24 protein-coding genes are annotated in these 24,610 nt (G+C 74.8%); 15 read left to right on the top strand and 9 right to left on the bottom strand.

All coding sequences use genetic code 11. From position 1 onward, the window contains the following. The first annotated feature begins 12 nt into the window (after positions 1 to 12). Positions 13 to 369 (top strand): GntR family transcriptional regulator, encoded by a 357-nt coding sequence (locus AB0I22_RS21560; RefSeq protein WP_363132585.1) that lies wholly within the window; start codon positions 13 to 15, stop codon positions 367 to 369. 12 nt (positions 370 to 381) lie between these two features. On the opposite strand, the gene AB0I22_RS21555 is transcribed toward AB0I22_RS21560, so the two are convergent. Beyond that, entirely contained in the window at positions 382 to 1,134 is a 753-nt protein-coding gene (locus AB0I22_RS21555) for a methyltransferase domain-containing protein (RefSeq protein ID WP_363132449.1), read from the bottom strand. A gap of 131 nt (positions 1,135 to 1,265) precedes the next feature. On the opposite strand from AB0I22_RS21555, the gene AB0I22_RS21550 reads away from it, so the two are divergent. Then, entirely contained in the window at positions 1,266 to 2,411 is a 1,146-nt protein-coding gene (locus AB0I22_RS21550) for a histidine kinase (protein ID WP_363132448.1), read from the top strand. After that, positions 2,408 to 3,088, top strand: a complete 681-nt coding sequence (locus AB0I22_RS21545; RefSeq protein ID WP_363132447.1) for a response regulator transcription factor — start codon at positions 2,408 to 2,410, stop codon at positions 3,086 to 3,088. The genes AB0I22_RS21550 and AB0I22_RS21545 overlap by 4 nt, the downstream gene beginning before the upstream one ends. A 25-nt stretch (positions 3,089 to 3,113) precedes the next feature. Here AB0I22_RS21545 and AB0I22_RS21540 read toward each other — a convergent pair whose 3' ends face one another. The 4 genes from AB0I22_RS21540 to AB0I22_RS21525 all read right to left on the bottom strand — a co-directional run bounded on the left by AB0I22_RS21540 (position 3,114) and on the right by AB0I22_RS21525 (position 7,218). Then, positions 3,114 to 4,865, bottom strand: a complete 1,752-nt coding sequence (locus tag AB0I22_RS21540; protein ID WP_363132446.1) for a hypothetical protein — start codon at positions 4,863 to 4,865, stop codon at positions 3,114 to 3,116. Next, the gene (locus tag AB0I22_RS21535) at positions 4,862 to 5,563 is read right to left on the bottom strand and encodes an ABC transporter ATP-binding protein (protein WP_363132445.1); all 702 of its coding nucleotides are present in this window, start codon (positions 5,561 to 5,563) and stop codon (positions 4,862 to 4,864) included. Before AB0I22_RS21535 ends, AB0I22_RS21540 begins: the two co-directional genes overlap by 4 nt. Before the next feature lie 138 nt (positions 5,564 to 5,701). Further along, on the bottom strand, positions 5,702 to 6,919 hold the full coding sequence (locus tag AB0I22_RS21530) for a helix-turn-helix domain-containing protein (protein WP_363132584.1): 1,218 nt from the start codon (positions 6,917 to 6,919) through the stop codon (positions 5,702 to 5,704). 2 nt (positions 6,920 to 6,921) lie between these two features. Next, complete coding sequence (locus AB0I22_RS21525; RefSeq protein ID WP_363132594.1) at positions 6,922 to 7,218, bottom strand: hypothetical protein; 297 nt, start codon at positions 7,216 to 7,218, stop codon at positions 6,922 to 6,924. A gap of 170 nt (positions 7,219 to 7,388) precedes the next feature. On the opposite strand from AB0I22_RS21525, the gene AB0I22_RS21520 reads away from it, so the two are divergent. The 11 genes from AB0I22_RS21520 (at position 7,389) to AB0I22_RS21470 (ending at position 20,361) form a co-directional block, all read left to right on the top strand. Beyond that, positions 7,389 to 8,336 (top strand): DUF3068 domain-containing protein, encoded by a 948-nt coding sequence (locus tag AB0I22_RS21520; protein ID WP_363132444.1) that lies wholly within the window; start codon positions 7,389 to 7,391, stop codon positions 8,334 to 8,336. 164 nt (positions 8,337 to 8,500) lie between these two features. Further along, positions 8,501 to 9,826: a glycosyltransferase family 4 protein gene (locus tag AB0I22_RS21515; RefSeq protein ID WP_363132443.1), complete on the top strand. Its 1,326-nt coding sequence runs from the start codon at positions 8,501 to 8,503 to the stop codon at positions 9,824 to 9,826. A 6-nt stretch (positions 9,827 to 9,832) separates the two neighbouring features. Then, on the top strand, positions 9,833 to 10,606 hold the full coding sequence (locus tag AB0I22_RS21510) for a class I SAM-dependent methyltransferase (protein ID WP_363132442.1): 774 nt from the start codon (positions 9,833 to 9,835) through the stop codon (positions 10,604 to 10,606). A 5-nt stretch (positions 10,607 to 10,611) separates the two neighbouring features. Continuing rightward, positions 10,612 to 14,922, top strand: a complete 4,311-nt coding sequence (locus AB0I22_RS21505) for an alpha-(1->3)-arabinofuranosyltransferase family protein (RefSeq protein ID WP_363132441.1) — start codon at positions 10,612 to 10,614, stop codon at positions 14,920 to 14,922. After that, positions 14,919 to 16,412, top strand: coding sequence for a condensation protein (locus AB0I22_RS21500; protein ID WP_363132440.1), 1,494 nt, complete (start codon positions 14,919 to 14,921; stop codon positions 16,410 to 16,412). Before AB0I22_RS21505 ends, AB0I22_RS21500 begins: the two co-directional genes overlap by 4 nt. After that, a complete protein-coding gene (locus AB0I22_RS21495; RefSeq protein WP_363132439.1) occupies positions 16,409 to 17,146 on the top strand; it encodes a methyltransferase domain-containing protein in 738 nt (245 codons plus the stop codon). Before AB0I22_RS21500 ends, AB0I22_RS21495 begins: the two co-directional genes overlap by 4 nt. Positions 17,147 to 17,148: 2 nt before the next feature. Next, positions 17,149 to 18,063 (top strand): DMT family transporter, encoded by a 915-nt coding sequence (locus tag AB0I22_RS21490; protein WP_363132438.1) that lies wholly within the window; start codon positions 17,149 to 17,151, stop codon positions 18,061 to 18,063. After that, entirely contained in the window at positions 18,053 to 18,265 is a 213-nt protein-coding gene (locus AB0I22_RS21485; RefSeq protein ID WP_363132437.1) for a Trm112 family protein, read from the top strand. The genes AB0I22_RS21490 and AB0I22_RS21485 overlap by 11 nt, the downstream gene beginning before the upstream one ends. Beyond that, a complete protein-coding gene (locus tag AB0I22_RS21480; protein WP_363132436.1) occupies positions 18,262 to 19,065 on the top strand; it encodes an FkbM family methyltransferase in 804 nt (267 codons plus the stop codon). Before AB0I22_RS21485 ends, AB0I22_RS21480 begins: the two co-directional genes overlap by 4 nt. Beyond that, entirely contained in the window at positions 19,049 to 19,675 is a 627-nt protein-coding gene (locus AB0I22_RS21475; protein WP_363132435.1) for a hypothetical protein, read from the top strand. The genes AB0I22_RS21480 and AB0I22_RS21475 overlap by 17 nt, the downstream gene beginning before the upstream one ends. Beyond that, complete coding sequence (locus tag AB0I22_RS21470) at positions 19,672 to 20,361, top strand: YoaK family protein (protein ID WP_363132434.1); 690 nt, start codon at positions 19,672 to 19,674, stop codon at positions 20,359 to 20,361. The genes AB0I22_RS21475 and AB0I22_RS21470 overlap by 4 nt, the downstream gene beginning before the upstream one ends. A 268-nt stretch (positions 20,362 to 20,629) precedes the next feature. Here the strand turns inward: AB0I22_RS21470 and AB0I22_RS21465 are convergent, their stop codons facing one another. The 4 genes from AB0I22_RS21465 to AB0I22_RS21450 form a co-directional block, all read right to left on the bottom strand. Beyond that, a complete protein-coding gene (locus AB0I22_RS21465; RefSeq protein ID WP_363132433.1) occupies positions 20,630 to 21,250 on the bottom strand; it encodes a histidine phosphatase family protein in 621 nt (206 codons plus the stop codon). Next, positions 21,243 to 21,653 carry a thioredoxin gene (trxA, locus tag AB0I22_RS21460; RefSeq protein WP_363132432.1) on the bottom strand — a complete coding sequence of 137 codons (411 nt, stop codon included), beginning with the start codon at positions 21,651 to 21,653 and terminating at the stop codon, positions 21,243 to 21,245. Before trxA ends, AB0I22_RS21465 begins: the two co-directional genes overlap by 8 nt. Positions 21,654 to 21,906: 253 nt before the next feature. Then, the gene (locus AB0I22_RS21455) at positions 21,907 to 22,155 is read right to left on the bottom strand and encodes a hypothetical protein (RefSeq protein WP_363132431.1); all 249 of its coding nucleotides are present in this window, start codon (positions 22,153 to 22,155) and stop codon (positions 21,907 to 21,909) included. 197 nt (positions 22,156 to 22,352) lie between these two features. Beyond that, on the bottom strand, positions 22,353 to 23,015 hold the full coding sequence (locus AB0I22_RS21450; protein ID WP_363132430.1) for an HAD-IA family hydrolase: 663 nt from the start codon (positions 23,013 to 23,015) through the stop codon (positions 22,353 to 22,355). A gap of 273 nt (positions 23,016 to 23,288) precedes the next feature. Here AB0I22_RS21450 and AB0I22_RS21445 point away from each other — a divergent pair, with 273 nt between their 5' ends. After that, the gene (locus AB0I22_RS21445; protein ID WP_363132429.1) at positions 23,289 to 24,500 is read left to right on the top strand and encodes a glycosyltransferase; all 1,212 of its coding nucleotides are present in this window, start codon (positions 23,289 to 23,291) and stop codon (positions 24,498 to 24,500) included. The last annotated feature ends 110 nt before the right edge of the window (positions 24,501 to 24,610 follow it).

Genomic DNA, 24,610 nt, shown 5'->3' with positions numbered 1-24,610 from the left:
CGGCACAGCGGCATGGCCGCCTACCTCCAGATCGTCCAGCAGGTCCAGGAGGCGCTGCGACTGGGCATCCTGCTGGAGGGCGACCAGCTGCCCACCGCGGCCAGGGTCGCCCGCGACACCAAGCTGAACCCCAACACCACGCTGAAGGCGTACCGCGAACTGGAGCACCAGGGGCTGGTGGAGCCCCGGCCCGGCGTCGGCACGTTCGTGAGCAGCGCGGCGGCGCAGCAGGCGAAGGCGAGGCCGCTCGCCGACTCGCCGCTGCGCGGCGAGCTCGACGACTGGATGCGCCGGGCGCGGGTGGCGGGGCTGGAGTGGGGCGACGTCTCCGCCCTGATCACGGCCGCGCGGGCGGAGCACTACCCCTGATCCGGGGCGGTGTCAGGCCGCGTCCGCGTCCGCGCGCCGGGCGGGCCGCTCCGGGGCCCGTAGGTGCCATACCCGGGCCGGCGGGAGGTTGCGCCACACCACGCTCTGCCGCCCGCCGTGCCGCCGGGCGAATTCCCCGAGGACCGCGCCGGCCTCACGGTGCCGAGCGGACTCCGCGCGGCTGCTGAAGGCAGTGCGCACGGCGTGTGTGCCGAGGTAGGAGAAGAACGTCAGGTGGCCGCCGGGAACCAGTACGGACAGATAGCGGCTCAGTATCGAACGCACCTGATCCGGCTCGAAGTTGGCGAACGGCAAGCACGACACGATGACGTCGTAGTCCCGGTCGAAGCGCATCGTGGTGATCGATCCGGGCAGGATCCTGATCCGGTCGGCCGCCGCCGCCAGCACCGGGTCGGTGCGCAGCGAGTCGGACAGGACCTGGACGAAGCGCGGGTTGATCTCGACGGCGTCCAGCCGGTCGGCCGGACCGCTGAGCGCGGCCAGCGCCCGAGTCACAGGGCCGGTCCCCGCGCCCACCTCCAGGATCGCCGTGGGGCGGCGCCGCGCCATGACCGACTGCCGTACAGGGGCGGCGAGGCGGTCGGCGAGGTGCCTACTGCTCGGCGCTACGGCTCCGGTGGCGCGGAAGGTGCGGGCGGCTTCGCGGAGGAAGCCGGGCCGGGCCCCGGAGCGGGGGGCGGCGGTCTCGGCCGGCGGGCGGGGGACGGCGGTCTCGGCCGGCGGGTTCACGTACGTCGATTCCATGACCACGACGCTAGGAAGCGGCGCGAACCGTGCCCTCGGCTGTCGGTCGACGGCCGTACGGTACGAAAGTAGGGGGTCGTGATCGCCGGTGGGCGGAGGAGAGGAACACCTTGGATGCCTACGCTTTACCCGTGCTGAGTACGGACGTTCGTCAGTGGCCCTGGTGGGCGGAGGCCCTGCTGATCGCGTTGGTGGTCCAGTTGTCGGTGCAGACCGCCGTGGTCGGCGCGGCCGACGGCGATCTGCTGGACCCGCGGGTCGCGGGCGCGGCCGTCACCAGCCTGTCGCTGCTCCTCAGATACCGGCTCCCCGCCGTCACCTTGGCCGTCACCACGCTCGCGGCCGCCTGGCTGGGCGACCCGCTTCCGCTCCTGATCGCCGTCTTCCACCTCGCCTCCCGGGGGCGGCTCGCGGCCGGTGCGCTGGCCGCGGTGGCGGCACTGATCGGCAACCACTTCCTCCAGGGCGACGAACTCCTGTGGAGCGTACGGTCCTACGGGCCGGTCATGCCGTTCGGCCTGGCCCTGGCCCTCGGCCTGTGGGCGAGCAGCCGGCGCCGGCTCGTCACGAGCCTCACCGCACAGGTCGAACACCTCCGCGTGGAGCGTGAACTGCGGGCGGAGCAGGCGAGGTTGAACGAGAGGGCGCGGATCGCGGCCGAGATGCACGATGTCCTCGCGCATCGCCTCAGCCTGCTCGCCCTCTACGCGGGTGCGCTGCGCCGACGCGCCGACGACCTGCCCGAGCCGGTCGCCGAACGCATCGCCCAGCTGCGCACCACCTCCACGCAGGCGCTCGGTGACCTGCGCGACGTCCTCGGGGCGCTCCGCGACCACACCGAGGGCGCCGACGCCCGTACCCCTGGACTACAGGAGCTGTCCGAGCTGTTCGACGAGGCCCGCGCGGCGGGGCAGCGGATCGAGGCCGACGTCCGGGGCAGCGCCGACGACGTCCCGGCCAGCCACCAGCTCGCAGTGCACCGCCTGGTCCAGGAGTCCCTCACCAACGCCCGCAAACACGCACCGGGCGCCTCTGCGCGGGTCACCGTGCGGTACGGCCCGCCCCTGTCCACCGTCGAAGTCGCCAACGGCCCGGGTACAGCGCCCCGGGACCCGGCCGCGACCGGCGGATACGGTCTGATCGGACTGGCCGAGCGGGTCACCGCCCTGAACGGCAGGCTGCACTACGGTCCGGCCGGGTCCGGCGGCTGGAGCATCGCCGCCGAACTCCCCCTCGACCAGGGCGCCGGTGTCCGCCCCGCCCGGGAAGCGCGATGATCCGCACGCTGATCGTCGACGACGACCGCCTGGTCCGCCTCGCCCTATCCGACATCCTCGCCGACGACCCGGGCATCTCGGTCGTCGCGCAGGCCGGCGACGGGCTGGAGGCCCTCGACCTGGCCTCGACGCGGAGCATCGACGTGGCCCTGATGGACGTACGGATGCCCCGTATGGACGGAATCGCCGCCACACAACGGCTGCGGGCCCTGCCCCGGCCGCCGCAGATCGTCATGCTCACGACCTTCGACCTGGACCAGTACGTGTACGACGGGATCGCCGCGGGCGCCTCGGGGTTCCTCCTCAAGGACACCGACCCCGCCGAGATCGTCCGGGCCGTCCATGTCGTCGCCGAGGGCCAGGCCATGCTCCATCCGGCAGCGGCCCGCCGCCTCGTCGACCGCTACCACCGCACGGCGGGCGGCCGGGTACGGGACGCCGCGGCCCGCATCGGACGGCTGACCCCGCGCGAGACGGATGTGCTGGGCCTCCTGGCCGACGGGGCGTCCAACGCGGAGATCGCCGCCGTCCTGGGAATGCGGGAAAGCACCGTGAAATCCCACGTCAGCCGCATCCTGGCGGCGCTGGAAGTGGGCAACCGGGTGCAGGCCGCACTGTTCGCCCGGGACGCCGGCCTCCATCCTGCTCCCCCGCCCGGGGACGGAACCGGAAGATGACCACGGCCCCTGACCCCGAGGGGACCTAGCGGCGGATCAGCTTGTTCGCGGAGCGCGCCGCGAAGAGCAGGAGGCCGGCGGTCAGCGCCGCCGCCATCCAGGCCGTGTCGAGCACGCCGCGCCCGTCCAGGCCGCGGGAGAGAGCGGAGTTGAGTACGAACGTCAGCCCGCCGATCGACACCAGGGGCCCGGCCGCGTACCAGGCCATGAACAGGAAGGGCCCGGCGCCGCCGGTGGGCAGGCCGCCGCCGACGAACATCAGGTCCGTACGGGCCGGGCCGCGGCAGGCCGCGAAGACGGCGGCGGCGGCGAACGGCACCGCGCACACCGGCATCAGCAGCAGCGGCCAGCGCACGCCCGCCATCGCGTACGGCACGGCCGCGAGGAGCCCGAGGAGCGCGCCCAGCACGGCGGGGACGATCGCGTGCTGGAGCATCAGGGTCCGGAAGCGGAACGGGGACCAGGCCGCACGGCGGATGTCGTCCGTCTCCAGGCGCGCGGTCTCGGCGAGCGCGCCGACCGCGAAGTAGCCGAAGAGCAGGCCCAGGACGAGCCCGACCACCCGCTTCTCGCCGCCGAGCTCCACGCCCAGGCCGGACGTCAGGGCGGCGCACCCCGCCCAGGTCAGGGCGCGGCCCAGCCTGCCGGGGGTGCGCAGCAGGGCCAGCAGGTCCCGCCACAGGACGACCAGGTACTTGTTGCGGGGCGCCCGCACGCTGACGCGCCAGGTGGGCTCGCCGCCGCCCGACTCCAGTACGGCCAGCTTGGCGGCGCGCAGCTCCAGGGACCACATTCCGGCGGAGACGGCGGAGGAGGTCGCCGCGCGGCTGCGCAGCTGGGCGGTGGGCACGTGCGCGGCCTGCCGGTGCCCGTAGTGGAGGGCCGCCGCGGCGGCGGCCGCGAGCAGCACGACGGCCGCGGGCCAGCCCGGCGCGGATCCGCCGGTGGCGGCCATCAGCGGCTGCGCGGCCCAGCCCCAGGGGCCGGACCACAGTTCGATCCACTCCAGGGCGGCGACCCGGTGCCCGCCGCTCGCGAGTCCGACCTGTACGGCCAGGAGCGCGAGCAGGAGCACGGCGGGGACCGTCAGCCGACGCACCCGGCGGGCCAGCCGGGGCCTGCCCTCGACGATCATGCCGAGGGTGACGGCGAGCAGCGGCAGGCAGAGCGCCGCCGGGAGGGCGGCGAGCAGGGCGCCGCCGAACGACGCCAGGTCGATGACGCGCAGCACCACGGCCGCGGCGACGGCCGTCAGGAATCCGGGGGCCAGGGCGAGCGCGGCGGAGAACCGGAACTTGGGCTTCAGCACCGCGGCGCGGCGCACCGGGTGGGCCAGCACCCAGCCCACGCTCGGGCCGGGCACGACGACCGGCCCGCGCCACAGCGCTTCGCGGGCGGCGAACAGGGCGAGGCCCACGGTCACGCCGACGAACACGGCGGGCAGGGTGTGCCGCACGTCGTCGCCGACGCCGCTGTAGTCGGCGCTGACCTGGAGTTCCCGCAGGAAGCGGATGACGAAGCCGCTGCCGTAGCCGATGACCGCGAGGATCACGCAGTAGATGAGGACGGCCGTGTCGCGGCGGCGCTGGCGCTGGTGCGCGCGGCGCTTGTCCCGCAGCCAGCGGAGCGTCTCGGCGGTGCGGTCGTCGTGCTCCTCGCTCCAGACCTCGTCCTCATCCTCGTGTTCCTGGACGGGCTCGTGTTCCTGGACTGGGTCGTGTTCCTGGACGGGCTCGGCGCCGGCCGCCCCGCCCCGGCCCCCCTCGCGCACGCTCATGACCGCACACCGAGCTTCTTGAGGACCGCCGCCGGAGCGCCCTTGGCGATCACCGCGCCGTCCTCCAGCGCGATCATGCGGTCCGCGACCGCCTCGGCCAGATCCGCCTGGTGGGTCGCGAGGAGCACGGCCACGCCGTCCTCCTTCTCGCCAATCAGCAGCTCGGCGAGGCGCTGCCGGGCCTCGGGGTCCAGCCGCTGCTCCGGCTCGTCGAGTACGAGCAGGTCACGGGGGCGTACGAGGGCCGCGGCCAGCAGCAGCGACTGCATCTGGCCGGAGGAGAGCGAACCGGGCAGCGCCTTCGCGTGGTCGGACAGCCGGCGGTCGGCGAGCACCTCGTCGATCCAGCCGTCGGCGTCCTCCACGGCGTGCGCGACGGTGACCAGTTCCAGGTGCTCGCGGACGGTGAGGTCCGGGTAGCAGGCGACGGTGTCGCCGACCATCGCGACCCTGGCCCGTACGACGGGGTCGTCCTCGGAGATCGTACGGCCCGCGAACAGCGCGCTGCCGCTCGTCGGGGTGTCCCGGCCGCCGGCGATGCGCAGCAGGGTGGACTTGCCGGAGCCGTTGTGCCCGAACAGGGCCGTGCAGGTGCCGGCGGCCAGGCTGAGGTCGATCGGGTGCAGCGCCTGGCGGTCGCCGTACGACCGGCTGACCTTGCGCAACTGCAGCAGCGCCGTGTCGGTCTTCGCGGCCATCGGCCCTCCGTAAGCGCGGGGAATTCTCACCAGACCCTAAGCGATGGGCCGCGCCGCCCCCGGAGGCGGGCTCGCCCCGGGCCAGGCGGAGGGCCGGGAGCTTATCGGCCAGGGGCCGGGAACTCAGCGGCCAGGAGCTCAACGGCCTGGGGCCGGGAGTTCGCCGCGCAGCCGCCTGGCCCGCAGCACCAGTTCCAGTTCGAAGCGGCGGTCGGGGTCGTCGACCTCGTCGCCCCACAACTCCCTGATCTGGCGCAGCCGGTAGCGGACGGTCTGCGGATGGACGCCGAGCCGGGCCGCGACCTCGGGCGCGCCGCCGCGCGTCTCCAGCCAGGCGAGCAGCGTCTCGGCCAGACGGCGGCTCTGGGTGGGGCCGCAGTGCAGCAGGGGGGCGAGGCGGCGGCGGGCGAGGTCCTCGATGAGTTCGGCGGGCGGCAGCAGGACCAGCGCCTCGGTGTGCTCGGTGCAGTGCAGCAGCGCCCCGGACGGCAGCTGGCCCAGTTCCATCAGGCGTACGGCCGCACCGGCCCAGCGCAGCGACTTCGCGGCCTCGGCCAGCGGTACGGGCGGGCCCATCGCGCCGGACCAGCCGGCGGTGGCCCGGCGCAGGAGTTCGGGGCGGCCGGCGGCGTCCGGGTCGGGTACGACCATGCGGGGCTGCTCGCACTCCATGTCGAGCAGGACGCCGTGGCCGACGGCGGGGGCCACGGCCTCGCGGGCGGGGCGCAGCAGCACGGCGACGGCGACGTGCGCGGGCAGCGGCCAGCCGAGCCGGGCTGCGTGTTCCGCCAGCGCGTCGGCGGGGTCCTTGCGGTGGTGCTCGGTGAGCAGCAGGTCCAGCAGGCGGCGCTGGAGGCGCAGCCGTTCGCCGGTCTGCCGGGCGACGGCCTCGGCGTAGCCGCGCATGGTCTCGGCGACGAGGCCGTCGAGGTAGTCGAAGCCGGATTCGGCGAGTTCGTACATGGCGGGGGCGGGGATGCCGGCCTGGCCGCCGAGTTCGGCGAGGCGGCGCCAGGCGAGTTTCACGCCGAGCCGGTAGATGGCCTGAAGGGAGTCGAGGCTGCGGCCGTGCAGCATCTGGCCGCGGCCGAACTCCTGGAAGACGGGCGGGTGCGCGGGCGGCCGGTCCGGCCCGGTGGCCAACTGCCGGACGAACTGTTCGAGGGCCCTGCGGATGCCGACGAGCGCCATGGGCTCGCCGGACTCGTCGGGTACGAGGGTGAGGTGGGGGAATTCGCGGCGGATCTGGCGGAGGATGTCGTGGGCGAGTTCGGGCACGTCGGCGAGGGCGAGCGCGGAGAACCGGCGGACCTGCGAGCTGGGCACGTCCTGCCAGGCGGAGCGCGGCGCGGGCACGGTCACCGGCCTCCCGGCGCCGGGTTCGAAGAGGACGACGGCGACGGGCCCGGCGACGACGGCCGGCTGGAAGACGACGGCGGTCCCGAAGGCGAAGACGGCGACGGGCCCAAAGAAGACGGCGACGGTCTCGCGGACGGCGCCGGCGTGCCCTCCGCCGTGACCGCCGGAAACGTCACGAGCGGGTCGTTCGGCTGGTCCGGGGTGATGCCGAGCAGTGCGACGATGCCGAACGCCGCGCCGACGGCGAGGGCGGCGGCGAAGGCGGCGGTCACGGCGGCGGCGAGCAGTCTGGACATGGCGCGTCGAGCCCCTTTCCGATGGCTGCGCCCCGGCCCGGCCCCGGTAACTGCGAACGTGTGCAGGATCGTTGGAGCATTGACACTCCGTCAAGGGCCGCCTACGGTTCCCGGCCCGTACGCGATGTGCGCGCCCGGATCGCCCCGCCCTCCCCCCGAGGAGTGCCCCTATGCGTCGCCCGACTCCGCCGGTCCCGCTGATCCTGCTCGGCGCCGGCGTCTTCCTGCTGGTGCTCGCGCCGATGCTCACCTGGTACGTGGAACCCCACGCGAAACGCACGTCCGTCGACGTCAACGCCACGACGGTGTTCACCGGCGAAGGCCGCTACTACGACGCCGAGGCGACCGAGGTCAGGAGCGGCCAGAAGATCACCATCACCCGGCGGGTGCTCGGCGACGTGGCGGCCTCCGACCGCAGCGGCCGGGCGGTCTGGGACGTGTCCACGACGATCGACACCCCGCGCACGCTGAAACTCGGAGATCCGCGCAGATCGTTCCAGTGGACCACCGAGCGCTTGGTGACCGACCGCCGGACCAACGCGCCCGTGCACTGCTGCGGCGAGTCCCCCTCCCCCTTCGAGGGCGAGGCCTACCTGAAGTTCCCCTTCGATGTGCAGAAGCGGGGTTACCGCTGGTGGGACAACACTCTGGGCTCGACCATCCCGCTCCGCTTCGCGGGTGTGGAGCGGGTGCGGGGCTACCAGGGGTACCGCTTCACGGGGAGCGTGCGACCGACCCGGACCGGCAGCAGGCAGGTGCCGGGCGCGGTCGTGGGCCAGCCCCGGCGCAGTCAGGTGCAGGCCGAGGAGTGGTACGCCAACGACCGTATCGACCTGGTCGTCGACCGCCGTACGGGCCGGGTGCTGAACGCCTCGCTGTCGCCGCATGTGACGCTCCGCGCGCCCGGCGGGCGGCGGGACGCGGTGACGCTGCTGCAAGGCGACGGGGTCGCGTTCACCCCGGGCACCCAGCGCGAACAGGTCGATGTCGCGCGGCGCGAGAACCGCAAGCTGCGGCTGATCGGCGAGACGGCGCCGCTCGGCGCGGCGGTCGTCGGGGTGTTCGCGGCGGCGGGAGGCGTGCTGCTGCTGGTGCGCGGGGCCACTCGTGCCGACTGACGGCGCATGAAGTGACGAGCCGTCAGCTCCAGGAAGGGCGGAAATTGTCACCTCGGTGAGTAGCCGCGCCGCACGCGTCGGCGAACACTGACGAACTCACCCCGCGCACCGCCCGGCACCGTTCCCCCACAAAGCTCCGCACCCCAAGACGAGTTGGAGCGGCGATGCCCCAGCACTTACGGCCGTCCCCGTCCCCTACCGCGGTCCCCCCTGCCGCGCTCCCCGCCCCGACGCCGGGCCCCGGCCCAACGCCCGGCCCAACGCCCGGCTCCGCCCTTCCGCCGTGCCCCGGCCCGACGCCGAGATCCGACACGGCACCGAGATCGGGCCCGACACCAACCCCCACCCCGACACCCAGATCCGACCCCCCGTCCCTCTCCCTCTCCCTCTCCCTCTCCCCCTCCCCCACCCCCCGCCGGATCGTCTTCCTCGCCCGCCGCGACCTCGGCAACCCCGCCGCCGGCGGCTCCGAAATCCTCGTCGACCGCCTCGCCGAGGGCCTGACCGCCCAGGGCCACCAGGTCACCCTGGTATGCGGCGGCCCCACCGCCCACCACGGCTACCGCGTCGTCTCCGCGGGCGGCGACGCCGCCCACTTCCTGCGCGCGCGCCACGAGTTCGACCGGCGGGTCGGCGGCTGCGACCTCCTCGTCGAGGTCTGCAACGGCATGCCCTACCTCGCGCCCCTGTGGCACCGCGGCCCCACCCTGTGCCTGGTCAACCACGTCCACACCGACCTGTGGCCGCTGCGCTACCCGGCCCCCGCCGCGCGGCTCGGCGCCCGCCTCGAACGCTGGGCGCTCGCCGACGCCCACCGCCGCAACCTCATCGTCGCCGTGTCCGGCTCCACCGCCTCGGCGCTGCTGCGCCTGGGCGTGGCCCAGGACCGTATCCGCGTCGTGCACAACGGCGTCGAACGGCCCCCGGCGCCGCTCCCCGAATCCCCGGAGCCGTTGTTCGTCGCCATGGGCCGGCTGGTCGAGTACAAGCGCGTCGATCTGCTCCTCAGGCTCTGGGAGCGGGTGCGGCCCCTGACCGGCGGCCGGCTCGTCATCGTCGGCGACGGTCCTGAACGGGCCCGGCTCCAGGCGCTCGCGGGCCCCGGCGTGACCTTCGCCGGCCGGGTCCACGAGGCCGAGAAGCACCGGCTGCTGTGCGCCGCCTGGCTGCTGCTGCACCCCTCCCTCGTCGAGGGCTGGGGCCTGGTCGTCACCGAGGCCGCCGTGCGCGGGACGCCCGCGATCGGCTTCGACGTCCCCGGCCTGCGCGACTCCGTCGACCACGGCCGTACGGGCCTCCTCGCGGCCGGCGACTCCGCCTTCGCGGAGGCCTGGTGCGCGCTCGCCCTCAGCCGGGAGCGGCGCGCCGCGCTGGGCCGCGCGGCGCGGCTGCGCGCCGAGCGGTTCCCCTGGAGCGGCACGGTCCGCGGCTTCCGGGCCGTCGCGGCGGAGGCGTGCCTGGCGGCCGCGCCGGCCCCGTACGGGCGGTGAGCGGCGGTGCGGGACCCCTCGATCGCCCGGTCCGCCGCCCTCTTCCGCGCCTTCCTGCGGGAGCAGTCCGAGCCCGAGCGGTGCTACGCGCTCCTCGCGCGCGACGCCGCCCGGCAGATCGAGCGGTACGAGCCGCTGCGGGACCGGCTCGTGGTGGACGTGGGCGGCGGCAGCGGGCACTTCACCGCCGAGTTCCGGCGCCGCGGCGCCCGCGGCTACCTCTTCGAACCCGACGTACGGGAGCTGACGGCGCACGGGCCCCCGCCCGCCGGGGCGGTGCTCGCCGACGGCTATCTGCTGCCGCTCGCCGACGGCGCGGCCGACGTCTGCTTCTCCTCCAACGTGCTGGAGCACGTCGCGGACCCGCGCACCTTCCTCAGCGAGATGATCCGCGTGACGCGGCCCGGCGGGCTGGTCTACGTCGCGTTCACCAACTGGCTCTCCCCCTGGGGCGGCCACGAGACGAGCCCCTGGCACTACCTCGGCGCGGACCGCGCCCGCGCCCGCTACCGGCGGCGCACGGGCCGCGCCGCCAAGCACACCGTGGGCGAGAACCTCTTCCCCATCCATATCGGCCCCACCCTCCGCCATGTGCGCGCCCTGCCCGATGTCACCGTGCTCACGGCCCGTTCCCGCTACGCGCCGTTCCTCGCGGAGGCGGTCACCCGGGTGCCGGGGCTGCGGGAGGTCGCCACCTGGAATCTGCTGCTGATACTGAGGCGGTCCCCCTATGACGGTTCGCGGTCTGCTGCCCCTGCGACGGATTCCACGGCGGGGTGAGGGGCGTGACTGAGGCGACGCTCGTCCCCTCCCCCGCCGGGCCGGACCGGCCGCGCGCCGCCGCCCGGCGTGCGGGCGACGGGCCGGAGCCGCCGCGCGGCCGGCGGTGGCTGCTGGGGTTCTGGGCCCTCGCGCTCGTCGCGTTCCTGGTGCGGGCGCCGGGCCGGATGACCTTCGAGACCAAGCTGGGCGTCGTCGCCGACCCGTTCGGGTTCCTGCACGACCTGGGGTCGCTGTGGCAGGACCGGGGCGGTTTCGGGGGCATCTCGGACCAGTACGTCGGCTACGCGTTCCCGACCCTGCCGTACTACGCCCTCGCCCACCTCGTGCGGCTGCCGGTCTGGCTGGCCGAACGGCTGTGGATGTCGGTCATCGTCGCCGCCGCGTTCTGGGGCGCGCTGCGCCTCGCCGAGCGGCTGCGCGTCGGCTCGCCCGCGACCCGGCTGCTCGGCGCCGTCGGTTACGCGCTGTGGCCGACGTTCACCATCGTCATCGGGTCCACCGCCGCCGCGGCGCTGCCGGGGGCGCTGCTGCCGTGGGTGCTGCTGCCGCTCGCCTCGAAGACGGCGAGCGCGCGGGTGGCCGCCGCCCGGTCCGCGCTGCTGATCCCGTTCATGGGCGGCGTCAACGCCGCCTCGACGCTCGCCGCGCTGCTGCCCGTGGCGCTGTACCTGCTCTCCCGGCCGCGCGGCCCCCGCCAGCGCGCCCTCCTCGCGTGGTGGGTCCCCGGGGTGGTCCTCGCCACCGCCTGGTGGAGCGTGCCGCTGCTGCTGCTCGGGCACTACGGCGACAACTTCATGCCGTACATCGAGCAGGCGGACACCACGACCGCCACCATGTCCGCGACGGAGCTGCTGCGCGGCGCCGGGAACTGGGTCGCCTACCTCAACTTCGGCGAACCCTGGCTGCCCGGCGGCTGGGCCGCCGCCACCGCCCTCGTCGCGATCATCGGCTCCGGGCTCGCCGCGGCGCTCGGCCTCGCCGGACTGGCCCGGCGCGACCTGCCCGAGCGCCGCTGGCTTCTGCTGACCGTGCTGAGCGTGGCGCTCATCGCGCTGGCCGGGTACGGCGGCGCGTACGGCGCGCCCTTCCACGCCACCGTCCAGGGGTGGCTGGACGGCTGGCTGCGGCCGTTCCGGAACATCTACAAGTTCCAGCCGGGGCTGGCCCTCGCGCTGTCCTTCGGCCTCGCGCACCTGACGGCCGTCGCCGCCGAGCGGCGCGGCGCCCGCCCCGTGCCCGGCCGCCGGCTCGCCCCGGCGCTGGCCGCGCTGCTGCTCCTGCCGGGACTCGCCTGGCCGTATCTCAACGGCACCGTGCTCCAGCCGGGCTCCTTCACCAAGCTGCCCGCGCACTGGTCGAAGGCGGCGGACTGGCTCAAGGAGCACTCCCCCGACAGCCGCGCCCTCGTCGTCCCGGCCACCGCGCACGGCATCTACACCTGGGGCTCCCCCATCGACCAGCCCCTCGACGTCCTCGCCGAATCCCGCTGGGCGCAGCGCGACTACGTGCCGTTCGGCGCCCCCGGCTCGCGGCGCGCGATGGACGCCGTGGAGCAGGCGCTGATGTCGGGCACCGAAGTGCCGGGCCTGCGGGACTACTTGGGGCGCGCCGGGCTGTACGACGTGGTCGTACGGAACGACCTCGACCCGGACCAGATCGGCTACGTCCCCCCGCAGACCGTGAAGCGCACCCTGGAAGCCTCCGGCTACCGCAGGGCCGCCGCCTTCGGCCCGCTGCTGACCGGCGGCCGCATCCCCGCCGAGACGCCCGTACAGGTACAGGGGCTCTTCCCGCGGCAGCAGGCCGTCGAGATCTACGAACCTGTCAACACCCCCCGGCCGGGCCCGGTCACCGCGAAGCCGGTCTCCGGCACGGCCGTCGTCAGCGGCGGCCCCGAGTCGCTGCTCCCGCTCTCCGCCGACCCGTCGATGCGCGGCCGACCCGCCGTGCTGACCGGCGACAACCACCCGGGGATCGGCTCGCCGCCGCTCCAGGCGGTCGGCGACGGGCTGCGCCGCGCCGACACCCGCTTCGGGCTCGTCAACACCAACACCTCGTACACCTACGGGCCGAAGGAGCGGAACCTGCCCGACAGCCTCCAGGACGCGGGCCGGCCGCCGAAGCAGATCCTGCCGGTCAAGGGCGTGCGGCACCAGACGACGGCCGTGCTGCGCGGCGCGGCGCAGGTCACCGCCTCCAGCAGCGGCAACTGGCTCTTCCAGCTCCCGCAGTACGACCCGGCGAACGCCTTCGACGGCAACCCGGACACCGCGTGGGCCGAGGGCACCCCCGGCCACCCGGTCGGCCAGTGGCTGCGCGTCGGCTTCGACACGCCCACCTCGATCCCCGCCTCGATCCAGCTGACGCCGCTGCCGGGCGACGGGACGCGGGCGGCCCCCACGCTCGTACGCGTGCAGACCGACCGGGGCACGGCCGACAGCCCGCTCCAGCCGAACGGACTGACGCAACCTGTCAAAGCGCCCACGGGGCAGGCGAAATGGCTGAAGATCACCATCCTGGCCTCGCAGGACCCCAAGCCGGGGCTGTCCGGCGCGGGCTTCTCCGAGGTCTCCATCCCGGGCGTCCAGGTGGCCCGGCTGCTCGCGCTGCCGACGGACGCGCAGGGTACGGACGCGGCGAGCGAGACGTACTCGCTGCACCGCGGCAGCGACCCGGGCGGACTCTCACCGGCCGCCGCCGAGGCCGGCCTGCACCGCCGGTTCACCACCACCTCCGCGGAAGAACGCTTCTCCGTCACCGCCTCCGCCCTCCCCGTGCCCGGCGACGAACTCGACCGGCTCCTCGACCTCGTGGCGCCCGGCAGCCGGCGGCGCGTCACCGCGACGGCCGACTCCACCGCCCGCACCGGGAACTCCCTGAGCGCCCGCAACCTGGTCGACGGCGACCTCACCACCGCCTGGATCGCCGGGGACCGGCCCGTCATCCATCTGCGCTGGCCGGGCCGGCGGAGCATCGACAACATCGTCCTCGCCGCGGCGGGCGGCCTCTCCACCCGGCCCCAGCAGGTCCTCATCAACTCCCCGTACGGCGCGGCCACCGCGGGCGTCGACGAGAACGGCCAGGCCCGCTTCGAACCCATCGTCACCGACCAGCTCGACATCACCATCAGCGAGGTCGCCCCGCTCACCGTCCACAACCCCCTCGCCGACCGGCAGTTACAGCTCCCCGTGGGGCTCAGCGAGGTGTACGTGCCCGCCCTCGACGACCTGCGCACGCCCCCGCCCGACCCGTCCGCCCGCTTCTCGCTGCCCTGCGGCCGGGGCCCGGCGCTCGCCGTGGACGGCACCCTGCACGCGACCAAGGCGTCGGGCCGCGTCCGCGACCTGACCGAACGGCGCCCCATCAAGGTCGAGTTGTGCGGCGACGAGGCCCGCGGCGGCGCGCTGCCGCTCGCGCCCGGCACGCACACCGTCGAGGCCGGGGACCAGGGGCCGCTGGCCCTGACCGACGTCGGCCTGACGCGCGGCAAGGCGGCGGCCCCGGCGGCGGCGCGCGCGACCAAGGCCCTCGACTGGGCGGGCGACCGGCGCGCCGTGCGCGTCGGCGCGGGCCCGGCCGCGTACCTCCAGACGTACGAGAACGCCAACTCCGGCTGGCACGCGACCCTCGACGGCAAACGGCTGACCCCGCTGCGCGTCGACGGCTGGCAGCAGGGCTTCCTGGTGCCGGCCGGGCAGGGCGGCACGGTCGAGCTCTCGTACGCGCCGTCGACGACCTACGACGCGGGGCTGATCGGCGGCGCGGCGGGCATCGCGCTGCTGGCCCTCCTCGCCTCCGTCCGCCGCCGCCCGGCCGCCGAGCCGCCCGCACCGCCGCCCGCGCCGGGCTGGGTCCTGGGGGCCGTGGCGCTGACCGCCGTCCTCGTGGTGGTCGCGGGCCCGCTGGCGCTGGTCGTGCCCGTACTGGCCGTGGTCGCCCGGGCCCGCCCCTGGCTGCTGGTGCCGACGGCACTGCTGGCCATGGTCGGCGCGATGATCGCGGCGACGACCGGGGCCGGGCAGCCGGTGGCGATGAGCGAGGGCGCGTTCGGCGGCGCGGCCCAGGTGCTCGCCGTCATCGCCCTGACGGCGGCGATCGTCACGGTGCCGCGGCCGACGCCGCGCCCGGTTCTCGCCGCCGCCCCGCCGCCCGACTCTTCTTACGAGCCGCCGCCGCCCGACCCCGCGTACGAGCCGCCGCCTGGCCCGCCCCATGAGCCCCCTCCGCCCGCCCCCTCGTACGAGCCGGGCCCCGAATCCTCGCCACCTCCCAAGCCCTCACCGCCCCCGAACCCCCCAGCGGAGGGAGCATGACGACCGTGGACCGAGGAACCGCCGCGCGCCCGGGCGCAGAGGGGAGCGCGTCGCGCCGCATCCCCTTCCCCACCGTCGACGAGATCTCCCGGCACTGCCTCCAGGACGAGGACCCGGAGACCGTGCACATCGAGGCGCACCTCCCCGCCCGCCCCGACCCCGGCCGGCTGCGCGCCGCCTTCCACCAGGCGCTGCTGCGCCACCCCCGCATCCTTGTGCGGCAGGCCCCGTCGGCCTGGTGGCGCAGGCGCTACGAGTGGGAGCAGACCGGCGAGCCGGACACCGACCCGGTGGCCTTCCCGCCGCGGGGCGCCGACGCGCTCGTACGGGCCCGGGAGCGCGCGCTCGCCGACTGCCCGCCGCTGTCCGCGTCGCCGCCCGTCCGGCTGGACGTGGTGACCGGCGCGGACGGGACGGGCGGCGGCTGCATCCTGCTGCTCACCATCAATCACACCGCGCTCGACGGCCCGGCCTGCCTGCGGGTGCTGGCGACCGCCGCCGAGCTGTACGGCGGGCGGGACAACTCGCCCGCGCGGGCCGCTCCGCCCGCTCCCCGGCGCGCGAAGCCCGCCCCCGGCCCCGCCCCCGAACCCGCCTCCGGCCGGCGCGGCAGGGGCCGCCCGGTGCGCGTCGCCGCCTCGACGGCCGCCCCGGCGCACGGCAACGGCATGCTGCTCGCCGAACTGCCCGTGCCGGGCCGACCGCACCGGGATTCGGGCGGCGGCGCTCCGTACACGGTCAACGACCAACTCCTGGTCGCCACCCGGCTGATGGTGGCGCGCTGGAACCTGCTGCGCGCCGCCCCCACCCGGCCCGTGCGGATCACCATGCCGGTGGACGACCGCACCCGCGGCAGCGACATGCCCATCGGCAACGGCACCCGCCTCGTCGACGTCGGCTTCGGAGCGGACGAGCCGCTCGACGAGGCGGCGCTGACCGCCGAGCGCCCCGACCCGGCCGCCGTGGCCCGCCTACTGCGCCGCACCGCCGCCCGGACCCGTACGCTCAAGTCGACGTCGGGACCCCAACTCGGCCTCGGAGAGACCCTGTTGACCGCGCCCGTACTGCCGGTGGGCGTACGAGCGGCCGTGACCCGCGGGCTGCGCCGGGCCGCCGCGCCCTGGGCCTCCACGACGCTGCTGAGCAACATCGGCCGCCTCCCCTACCCGCTGGACTTCGGCGACGCGGGGCGGGCGGACGCCGTGTGGTTCTCGGCCCCGGCCCGGATGCCGCGCGGCCTGACCGTCACCACGGCGAGCACCGGCGGGCGGCTGCACGTGGCGCTGCGCTGGTCCCGCGCGCTGCTGGACGACGCGGCGGGCGCGGAGCTCGCGGAGATCTTCACGCGCGCGCTCGACGCGACGTCCGCGACGCCCGCACACCCCACGGATTCCACAGGATCCATAGACCCCACGAACTCCACAGACCCCACAGACACCACAGACACCACAGACCCCACAGACCTCCGACGCCCGAAGGAGGGCACATGAGCGGCACCGCCACCACCGCGCCCCGACTGCGGGACTTCTACGAGGACCCCGCCGTACCCGTCGCCTCGGGCGCGGACCGGGGCCGCCGCCAGGCCCGTATGCTCGCCCGCGCGCTGGGCCCGATGGGGGCGGCCGGGCCGGCCACCGTCCTGGACGTCGGCTGCGGCGACGGCACGGCGGCGGCCATCGCGTCCGCCGCGCTGCCCGGCCACCGGTTCGTCGGCGTCGACTGGTCGCAGGGCGCGCTGCGGCGGGCGGCGGGGGGCATGCCGTACGCGGTGCGGGGCGAGGTGACCGGCGGCGGGCTGCCGTTCGCGTCCGGCGTCGCCGACGCCGTGCTGTTCAGCGAGGTGATCGAACACCTGGTGGACCCGGACGGCGCGCTGGAGGAGATCCGCCGCGTGCTGCGCCCCGGCGGCCACCTCCTGCTGTCCACGCCCAATCTGGCCGCCTGGTACAACCGCGCGCTGCTGCTGGCCGGGGTGCAGCCGGTCTTCTCGGAAGTGAGCCTGCGTCAGATCCATGGGCGCCCAGGCACTCAAGTCGTGGGCCATTTGCGGCTGTTCACGGCACGAGCACTGCGCGAACTGCTCACCGCGTCCGGATTCGCGGCCGTACGCCTGGCGGGGGCCCCGTACCACGACGTGCCCCGGCCGCTGCGCCCCCTGGACCGCGCGGCCTGCCGCGCGCCCTCGCTCGCCTCGATCCTCCTGGCGCACGCCCGGAAGGTGTAGCCGTGCTGTGGGGCGTGCTGGCGGCGCTGCTGGCCAACGTCCTCTACAGCACGGGCTTCGTCCTGGAGAAACGCGCCCTCACCGGACTGCCGGCGCTCAGCTCCGGCAGGCCCCTGCGCGTGGTGCGGCTGCTGCTCGGCAGCCCGCTGTGGATCGGCGGTTCGTGCGCGCTGGCGCTGGGGTTCGCCGCCCAGCTGGCGGTCTACCGCACGCTGCCCATCGCCGCCGCGCAGGGCCTGTTCGTCTCCGGGATGGTGCTGCTGCTCCTGCTGTCCTCCGTGGTCCTGGGGGAACGTACGAGCGCCCGCGAGCGGCGGTCGATCGCCGTGATCCTCTGCGCCCTCCTGATGGTCGTGGCCTCCCTCCAGGGAGCGGCCGACCCCATCAGCCGCTCCGCGCCGACGGGCACGCTGCTCGCCGTCTGCCTGCCCTCGCTGGCGGCGGGGCTGCTGCTGTACGGGGCCGCCGAGCGCCGCGCCGGACGCGGGCGGCGACCCACGGGCGTGGAGTACGGGTCGGCGGTCGGCCTGCTGTACGGGGTCAGCTCGCTGGCCATCAAGGGCGTGTCGGGCCTGCTGACCACGCACGGCATCGGCGGCGCGGCCCTCGACCTGCTGGCCTCGCCGTACCCGTATCTGCTCCTGTTCACCGGGGCCGCCGGGCTGGTGCTGTCGCAGACCGCCCTGCAACGCTGCCGCGCCTCGCTGATCGTGCCCGTGTGCACGACGGTCACCTCCGTCTTCACCGTCGCCTGCGGCACGTTCGCGTTCGGCGAGCCGCTGCCCGCCGACCCGGTGCGCCTCGCGCTGCGCCTGGGCGGCGCCGCACTGGCCGTGGCCGTACTCCTGGCCCTGCCGCGCGACGACACGCGCACTCGACAACCCTCCCCTGCAAAGGACTTGAGCCATGAGAGCTGACGACCCCCTGCTGAGAATCCTCGCCTGCCCGCTCGACAAGGGACCGCTCTCCCTCGTCGAGACGGAGAACCTCCTCTACAACCCGCGGCTGCGCCGCCGCTACCCCATCGTCGACGGCATCCCGCAGCTCCTCCCCACCAGCGGCGAGCCGGTCTCCGACGACGAGCACGAGCGGCTGCTGAAGCGGATCGGCGCCTCGTGACCCTCGCCGCCCGCTGCGCCCGGCGGCTGCCGCCCCGGCTGGTCGCCGCGGCCGCCGCCCGGCTCTACCCGCGCTTCGAACCGGAGCTGCGCCGGCTGCCGGACTTCTGCCCGCGCGGCGGCACCGCCGTCGACGTGGGCGGCTGGTACGGGCCGTGGTCGCGCCCCCTGGCCCGGCGCGCCGACCGGGTCGTCACGGTCGAGCCGGTGCCGCACCTGGCCCGCGCGCTGGCCGCCACCGCGCCCGGCAACGTCGACGTGGTGCAGGCCGCGGCCGCCGACCGGTCCGGCGTGGCCACGCTCTGGCTGCCGCCGGGCGGACGCGGCGACCGCGGCGTCTCCTCGCTCGTGCGCCGCCCCCTGCACGGCGCCGCGCTCACCGTGCCGTGCCTGGCCCTGGACGACCTCGGGCTCACCGGGGTGACCCTGCTCAAGGTGGACGTGGACGGCGGCGAGGCGGCCGTGCTGCGCGGCGCGCGGCGACTGCTGCGCCGCGAGCGCCCCGCGCTCTTCGTCGAGCTGGAATGCCGCATCCAGCCGCCCGGCCCGGTCCTCGCGCTGCTGGCGGAGCACGGCTACCGGGGGTGGGTGCTGCCCGGCGCGGAGTGGGTGCCGCTCGCGGAGTTCGACCTGGCCGCCCACCAGGCCCGTACGGCCCACGTCGCCGACCACGGACTGCTGCGCCGCTCACTCCCGCCCCACCGGCTCCGTTACGTGAATTCGGTGCTGTTCCTCCCCGGAACCGCACGCCCCGGCGGGGCGGGAGTGCGCGACGATGGGGCGCATGAGCTCCACGCGTGACACGACCACCGCCCCGCCGCCGTTCGGCCCGCTCCAGTTCCAGCTCGTACTGCTGCGCCGGATGGCCGACCACCAGCCGGGCCTGGTCGAGGACGCGCTGCGCGAACTGGGCGTGGAGCGGCCGGACATGCGCGAGGCGAACCGCCGCTGGCAGGCCATGCTGCACTCCTCCCGGCGGCGCGGCACGGTCTCCCGCTACCGCTCGGTGCTGGGCCCGCCCGAGACCGCGGCCGAACGCCGCATCGGCGACCTGACCTGCGAGGCCCTCACCTGGCCGGTGCCGCTCTGGCCGGACCTGCGGTTCGAGGTGCTGACCGCGCCGGGCGGCGGGGTGTGGAACGAGTGGCTGATCCGCGCCCCGGACGCCGCGGGCCCCGGCCTCCGTACGGCCGAGGACCTGCGCCCGTGGACGTGCACGGTCGACGAGGCGGCGCGCGCGTTCGCACCGGCCCGCCCCATGGAGGGCACGGCCCCGACCCGCTGGCGGCTGGCGTTCACGGCGCCGGACGCGGCGGGGGCGCGGCGGCCGTACGTCGCGGAGTTCACCTGGGGACTGCTGCAACGGGTCACGGCGGGGCCGCCGGACGACCCCGGCCACTCCCCCGCGTGAGCGCGGCGCGCGGCGGCGGCGCGAAGGCCGCGGAGGACCGACTGCCCGCCGTCATGCTGACGCTGACCGTCGTCAGCGGCTTCCTCGACGCCGTGAGCTACCTCGGCCTCGGCCGGGTCTTCACCGCCAACATGACCGGCAACGTGGTCGTCCTCGGCTTCGCCGCCGCCGGCGCGCCCGGCTTCTCCGCCTACGCGTCACTGGTCTCCGTCGCGGGCTTCCTCCTCGGGGCGGTGCTCGCCGGCCGGTTCGCGGTGGCGATGACCGAACGCCCGACGCACACCTGGTTCGGCGGCGCACTCACGGCCGAGGCCGCGCTGACCGGCTCCGCCGCCGCCATCGCGGCCACCACGACCGGCACCGGCCGCCGATACGCGGTGGTCGCGGTCCTCGCGGTCGCCATGGGCATCCGCAACTCCACGGTCCGCCGGATGGCCGTACCCGACATGACCACGACGGTGCTGACCATGACGCTCACGGGCCTGGCCGCCGACTCGTCCCTGGCCGGCGGCACCGACCCGAGGGCGGCCCGCCGCGTCGGCTCGGTGCTGGGAATGGCGCTGGGCGCGTTCGCCGGCGCGTGGTTCGTCCTGCACCACGGAATTCACTGGCCGCTGGCGATCTCGGCCATCTGCGTGACGCTGGTGGCGCTGACGTACGGGCTGCTGGGGCGAAGGAGCGGCTGAGGGGCGGCGGGGCCGGGTCCGGTGGGGCTGCCGGGCGTACGTACGCGCTTCGGGGCGCCGGGACGGGGCGGAGGCGACCAAGGCAGGCTGGGGCAGACGAGGCCGGACAGGACCGAACAGCCGAAACGGGGCGGGGCACGGGCCGCAAAAGCCGCGTGCGCCGCCCCATATCGATGATCCGCCTAGGTGATCCGCCTCGGTGATCCATCTCGCTGATCCACCCCGCTGACCAACCTCAGCGGACCACCACGGCGGCCCCCGTCACGGCCTACCCGGGGAGCAGCTCCGAGGAGACGTTCCAGGCGACGATCGCCGGGCGGGCGTGCTCGGTGCCGATGCGGCTGATCGTTCCGGTGTCGAGCCGGAACAGCGCGCCGTCGGCGGCCGGCAGCCCGAGCCGGCGCGCGGTCAGCACCCGCAGGAAGTGCGAGTGCGCGACGAGCACGACGTCGCCCGCCCCTTCGTCGCCGTCATCGCCCAGCAGCGGCTCGATGCCCGCCAGCACGCGATCCGCGCGCGCCCCCACCTGCTCGGGCGTCTCGCCCGGATGCTCGGCGGGGCCGGGCGCGACGCCGTCGTGCCACAGGTCCCAGTCGGGCCGGGTGCGGTGGATCTCGGCGGTGGAGATGCCCTCGTACGCGCCGTAGTCCCACTCGTGCAGGTCGGGTTCGACCTTGACGTCGCCGAGCCCCGCGAGCTCGGCGGTCCGCTGCGCCCGCGCCAGCGGGCTCACCAGCGCCCGTACCACCGTCAGCCCCGCGAGCAGCGGCCGCAGGGCGGTCGCCTGTTCCTCGCCGCGGCCGGTCAGCGGCAGGTCCGTCCAGCTGGTGTGCTGACCCGACCGGCTCCACTCGGTCTCGCCGTGCCGGATCAGCAGCAGGTCAGCCACGGTCGCCCTGCTCCTGCCCGCTGCCCTGCTGCGCCTGCGCCTGGGCCTGCTGCTCGGCCACGGAGGCGCGCACCTCGTCCATGTCGAGACCGCGGGCCTGGCCGATGACGTCCTCAAGGGCGGCCTCGGGCAGCGCGCCGGGCTGCGCGAAGACGGCGATGTTGTCGCGCACGATCATCAGCGTGGGGATCGACTGGATCTCGAAGGCGGCGGCCAGCTCGGGCTGCGCCTCGGTGTCGACCTTGGCGAAGACCAGGTCCTCGTGGCGCTCGGCGGCGCTCTCGTACACCGGGGCGAACTGCTTGCAGGGGCCGCACCACTCGGCCCAGAAGTCGATCAGTACGAAACCGTTCCCGGAGACGATCTCGTCGAAGTTGTCCTTGGTGAGCTCAACGGTGCTCATGCTTGCCTCTCAGCTCGCGGATACGGTCCGGATCCCCAGCCGGGAAACCAGCTGTTCCCCCACCGTATTCCGAAGCCCCGGGCCCTCGTCCACCGCAGCCGACCAGGTACGGTGCCCCCGCACACGTACGCGCCGCGCGCTCGCCGGGGGCGGGGAACCATCCCCTGGAAGCAGAAATTCCGGGTGCGGAACGGTCTGTTCCCGCACCCGGAATGTCACCCGAATACCGCCGAAAGACTGCCGGCGGCAGCTCCTAGTAGCGGCCGTCGTCCGGGTTCTGGTCGATCCACCAGCCGTTCTGGCAGACGCGGCCCTCGGGGTCGGTGGCGCCCTCGCCGTACTCGCCCGAACCAGTGGTCTCGCCGTTCGGGCCGCGGCCCCAGCTTGTGTAGTAGTAGCGGCAGCCGGCCGCGTCCGGGGCGGCCTGCGCCACCGGAACGACGGTCAGGGCGGCGCCGGCCGCACAGACCGCCACCACGAGGGCGCGCGTGAACGCTCGCATGCGATCACCTTCCAGTTGTGGGGCGCGCTGCGCGCCCCGGAAGTGATCACTTTGGCGGGGCGGGAGGCGGGGGCGGCGCTCTTGCGCGGGTGCCACGCCGAATGCCACCTGAACGGTGAGCGGCGGGTCCGTCGCGGTTGACGACAGGCGGGGCGGATGGACCAACTCACCTCCACCGGCGGCTATTACGGCTCCGTTCAGCCCTCTCCGCTCCCGGAACCGGACTCGGCGGGGGCGCCGCGCAGGAGCCTGGTGATCTCGGCGACGGTGTCGGCCGGTTCGGCGTCGAGGACGACGGCCATGCCGAGATCCTGGGCGGGCAGCAGGTTACGGGCGGAGTCGTCCACGAACACGCACGCTCCGGCGGGCAGCCCCAGCAGCCCCAGCACGATCGGGTACAGCTCCGGGTCGGGCTTGCGGAGCCGGTAGTCGCCGGAGAGCACCACGGCGTCGTACTCCGTGTCGAGCCCGTACCCCGCGTAGGGGTCGTACGGGCTGCGGCCGAGACTGTTGGAGAGGACGCCCACGCGTACGCCCGCACGCCGGGCGGCCCGCGCGGCGTCGACGACGAGGGGTTCGGGGCGCAGGTCGGCCAGGACGCGGCCGAGGAGACCGGTCCCGTCGACGCCCAGCAGGGGCCCGGTGCACTCGTTCCACTCGGCCTGTTCGATCGCGCCGCACTCCAGGTCGGCGAAGAGCGCCCGGCCCACCGGGTCCGCCGAGATCACCTGCGTAAAGGCGTCCGGGGCCAGCCCCTCACGCAGGCAGAAGGCGCGGGCGCACTCGGCGACGGACGTGGTGAGCACCCCGCCGAAGTCGAGGACCAGGCCACGGGGTTCCAGCTCCAGGGAATCGGACATGTGCGGCTCCTCGGGGACGGCCGGGGCGGGCGTGTTCGCGCCACTACGGAAAGCAATCACGGTAGTGGCCGGCCCCGCGCCGGTCAGCGAGTTCGCCGGATTCCCCTACGAGCCGAGACACCGGTGCCGGAGGGCAAAGCAAAAAGGCAAGGAGAACGAACCTCTCCCTGCCGTTTCCAAGCTATAGCGCACTGGGGGGCTTGCCACAAGCCCCGGCCCGTACCGCACAATCAGCGGCCGAAAGCGGGAACTTGCGGAACTGGGGGTCGCGAAATGCGGGTGTGTCTGACGGCATGGGGATCGCGCGGAGACGTCGAACCGCTGGCGGGACTGGCGGTGGGGTTGCGGGAACTCAGGGCGGAGGCAGTGGTGTGCGCGCCGCCGGACGACGATTTCAGGACGCTGCTGGCACGGGCCGGCGCACCGCTGGTACCGCTCGGCCCGACAGTGCGCTCAGTGGTCGCCGGCCCGAAGCCGCCGACGGCACAGGACGCGTTCCGGCTCGCCCCGGAGCTGGTGGCCGCGCGGTTCACCACGCTCATGGAGGCGGCCAAGGGGTGTGACGCACTGCTGGCGACGGGCCTGATGCCGGCCGGCGCACGGGACGTGGCCGAGAAGCTGGGCATCCCCTACGTGTACGCGTGCTTCCACATCTTCGGCCTGCCGTCACGGCACTTCCGTCCCGGCGCCCGGCCGGGCGCCGAGTCCGCGCAGGACGAGACCGACCACCGGGTGCTGTGGGAACAGGACGCCCAGCGCGTGAACGGGCTGTACGGCGAGGCGCTCAACCGCCATCGGGCGGCGCTCGGCCTGCCGCCGGTGGACAACGTCCGCGACCACGTCTTCACCGACCGCCCGTGGCTGGCGGCCGACGCGACGCTCTGCCCGTCGGTGGGCCTGACCGACCTGGACCTGGTACGGACGGGCCCATGGACCCTCCCCGACACCCGCCCACTCCCACGAGAACTGGAACGGTTCCTGGACCAGGGCGAGCCCCCGGTCTACGTGGGCTTCGGCAGCATGGCCGCACACGCCCCGCAAGGCATCGCCCGCACCGCCACCGAAGCAGCCCGCGCCCAGGGCCACCGCGTACTCCTGGCCCGCGGCTGGGCGGACCTGACCCCGATCGACGACGCCGAAGACTGCTTCGCAGTGGGCGAGGTCAACCAGCAAGCACTGTTCCCCCGCGTCGCCGCCGTCATCCACCACGGCGGCGCAGGCACCACAACAACCGCGGCCCGAGCCGGCGCCCCCCAGGTAGTACTCCCCCGCATCGCGGACCAGCAGTACTGGGCCGCCCGAGTCTCCGAACTGTCCATCGGCACATCCCACCCCGACCCGACCCCGACCTTCGCCTCCCTGTCGGCCGCACTCACAACAGCCCTCTCACCCGCGACCCGCGCACGAGCGAAGACACTGTCATCCACGATCCAGACGGACGGCCCGACGACAGCCGCAAAACGACTGCTGAGCGGGGCTGAGTAGGGTCGGAGGCCGAACTCCGGCCGGATCAGCAAGTGCCCTCTGGTGCGTACGGCCCAAAGGCGCCGGAAGGTACCCCTAGGGGTCCGATACCGCCGAGATCTTCCGGCCGA

Origin of the sequence: Streptomyces sp. NPDC050610 (genome assembly GCF_040654875.1) — a bacterium.
Taxonomy (GTDB): Bacteria; Actinomycetota; Actinomycetes; order Streptomycetales; family Streptomycetaceae; genus Streptomyces.
This window is presented reverse-complemented; position numbering and strand designations above follow the sequence as displayed.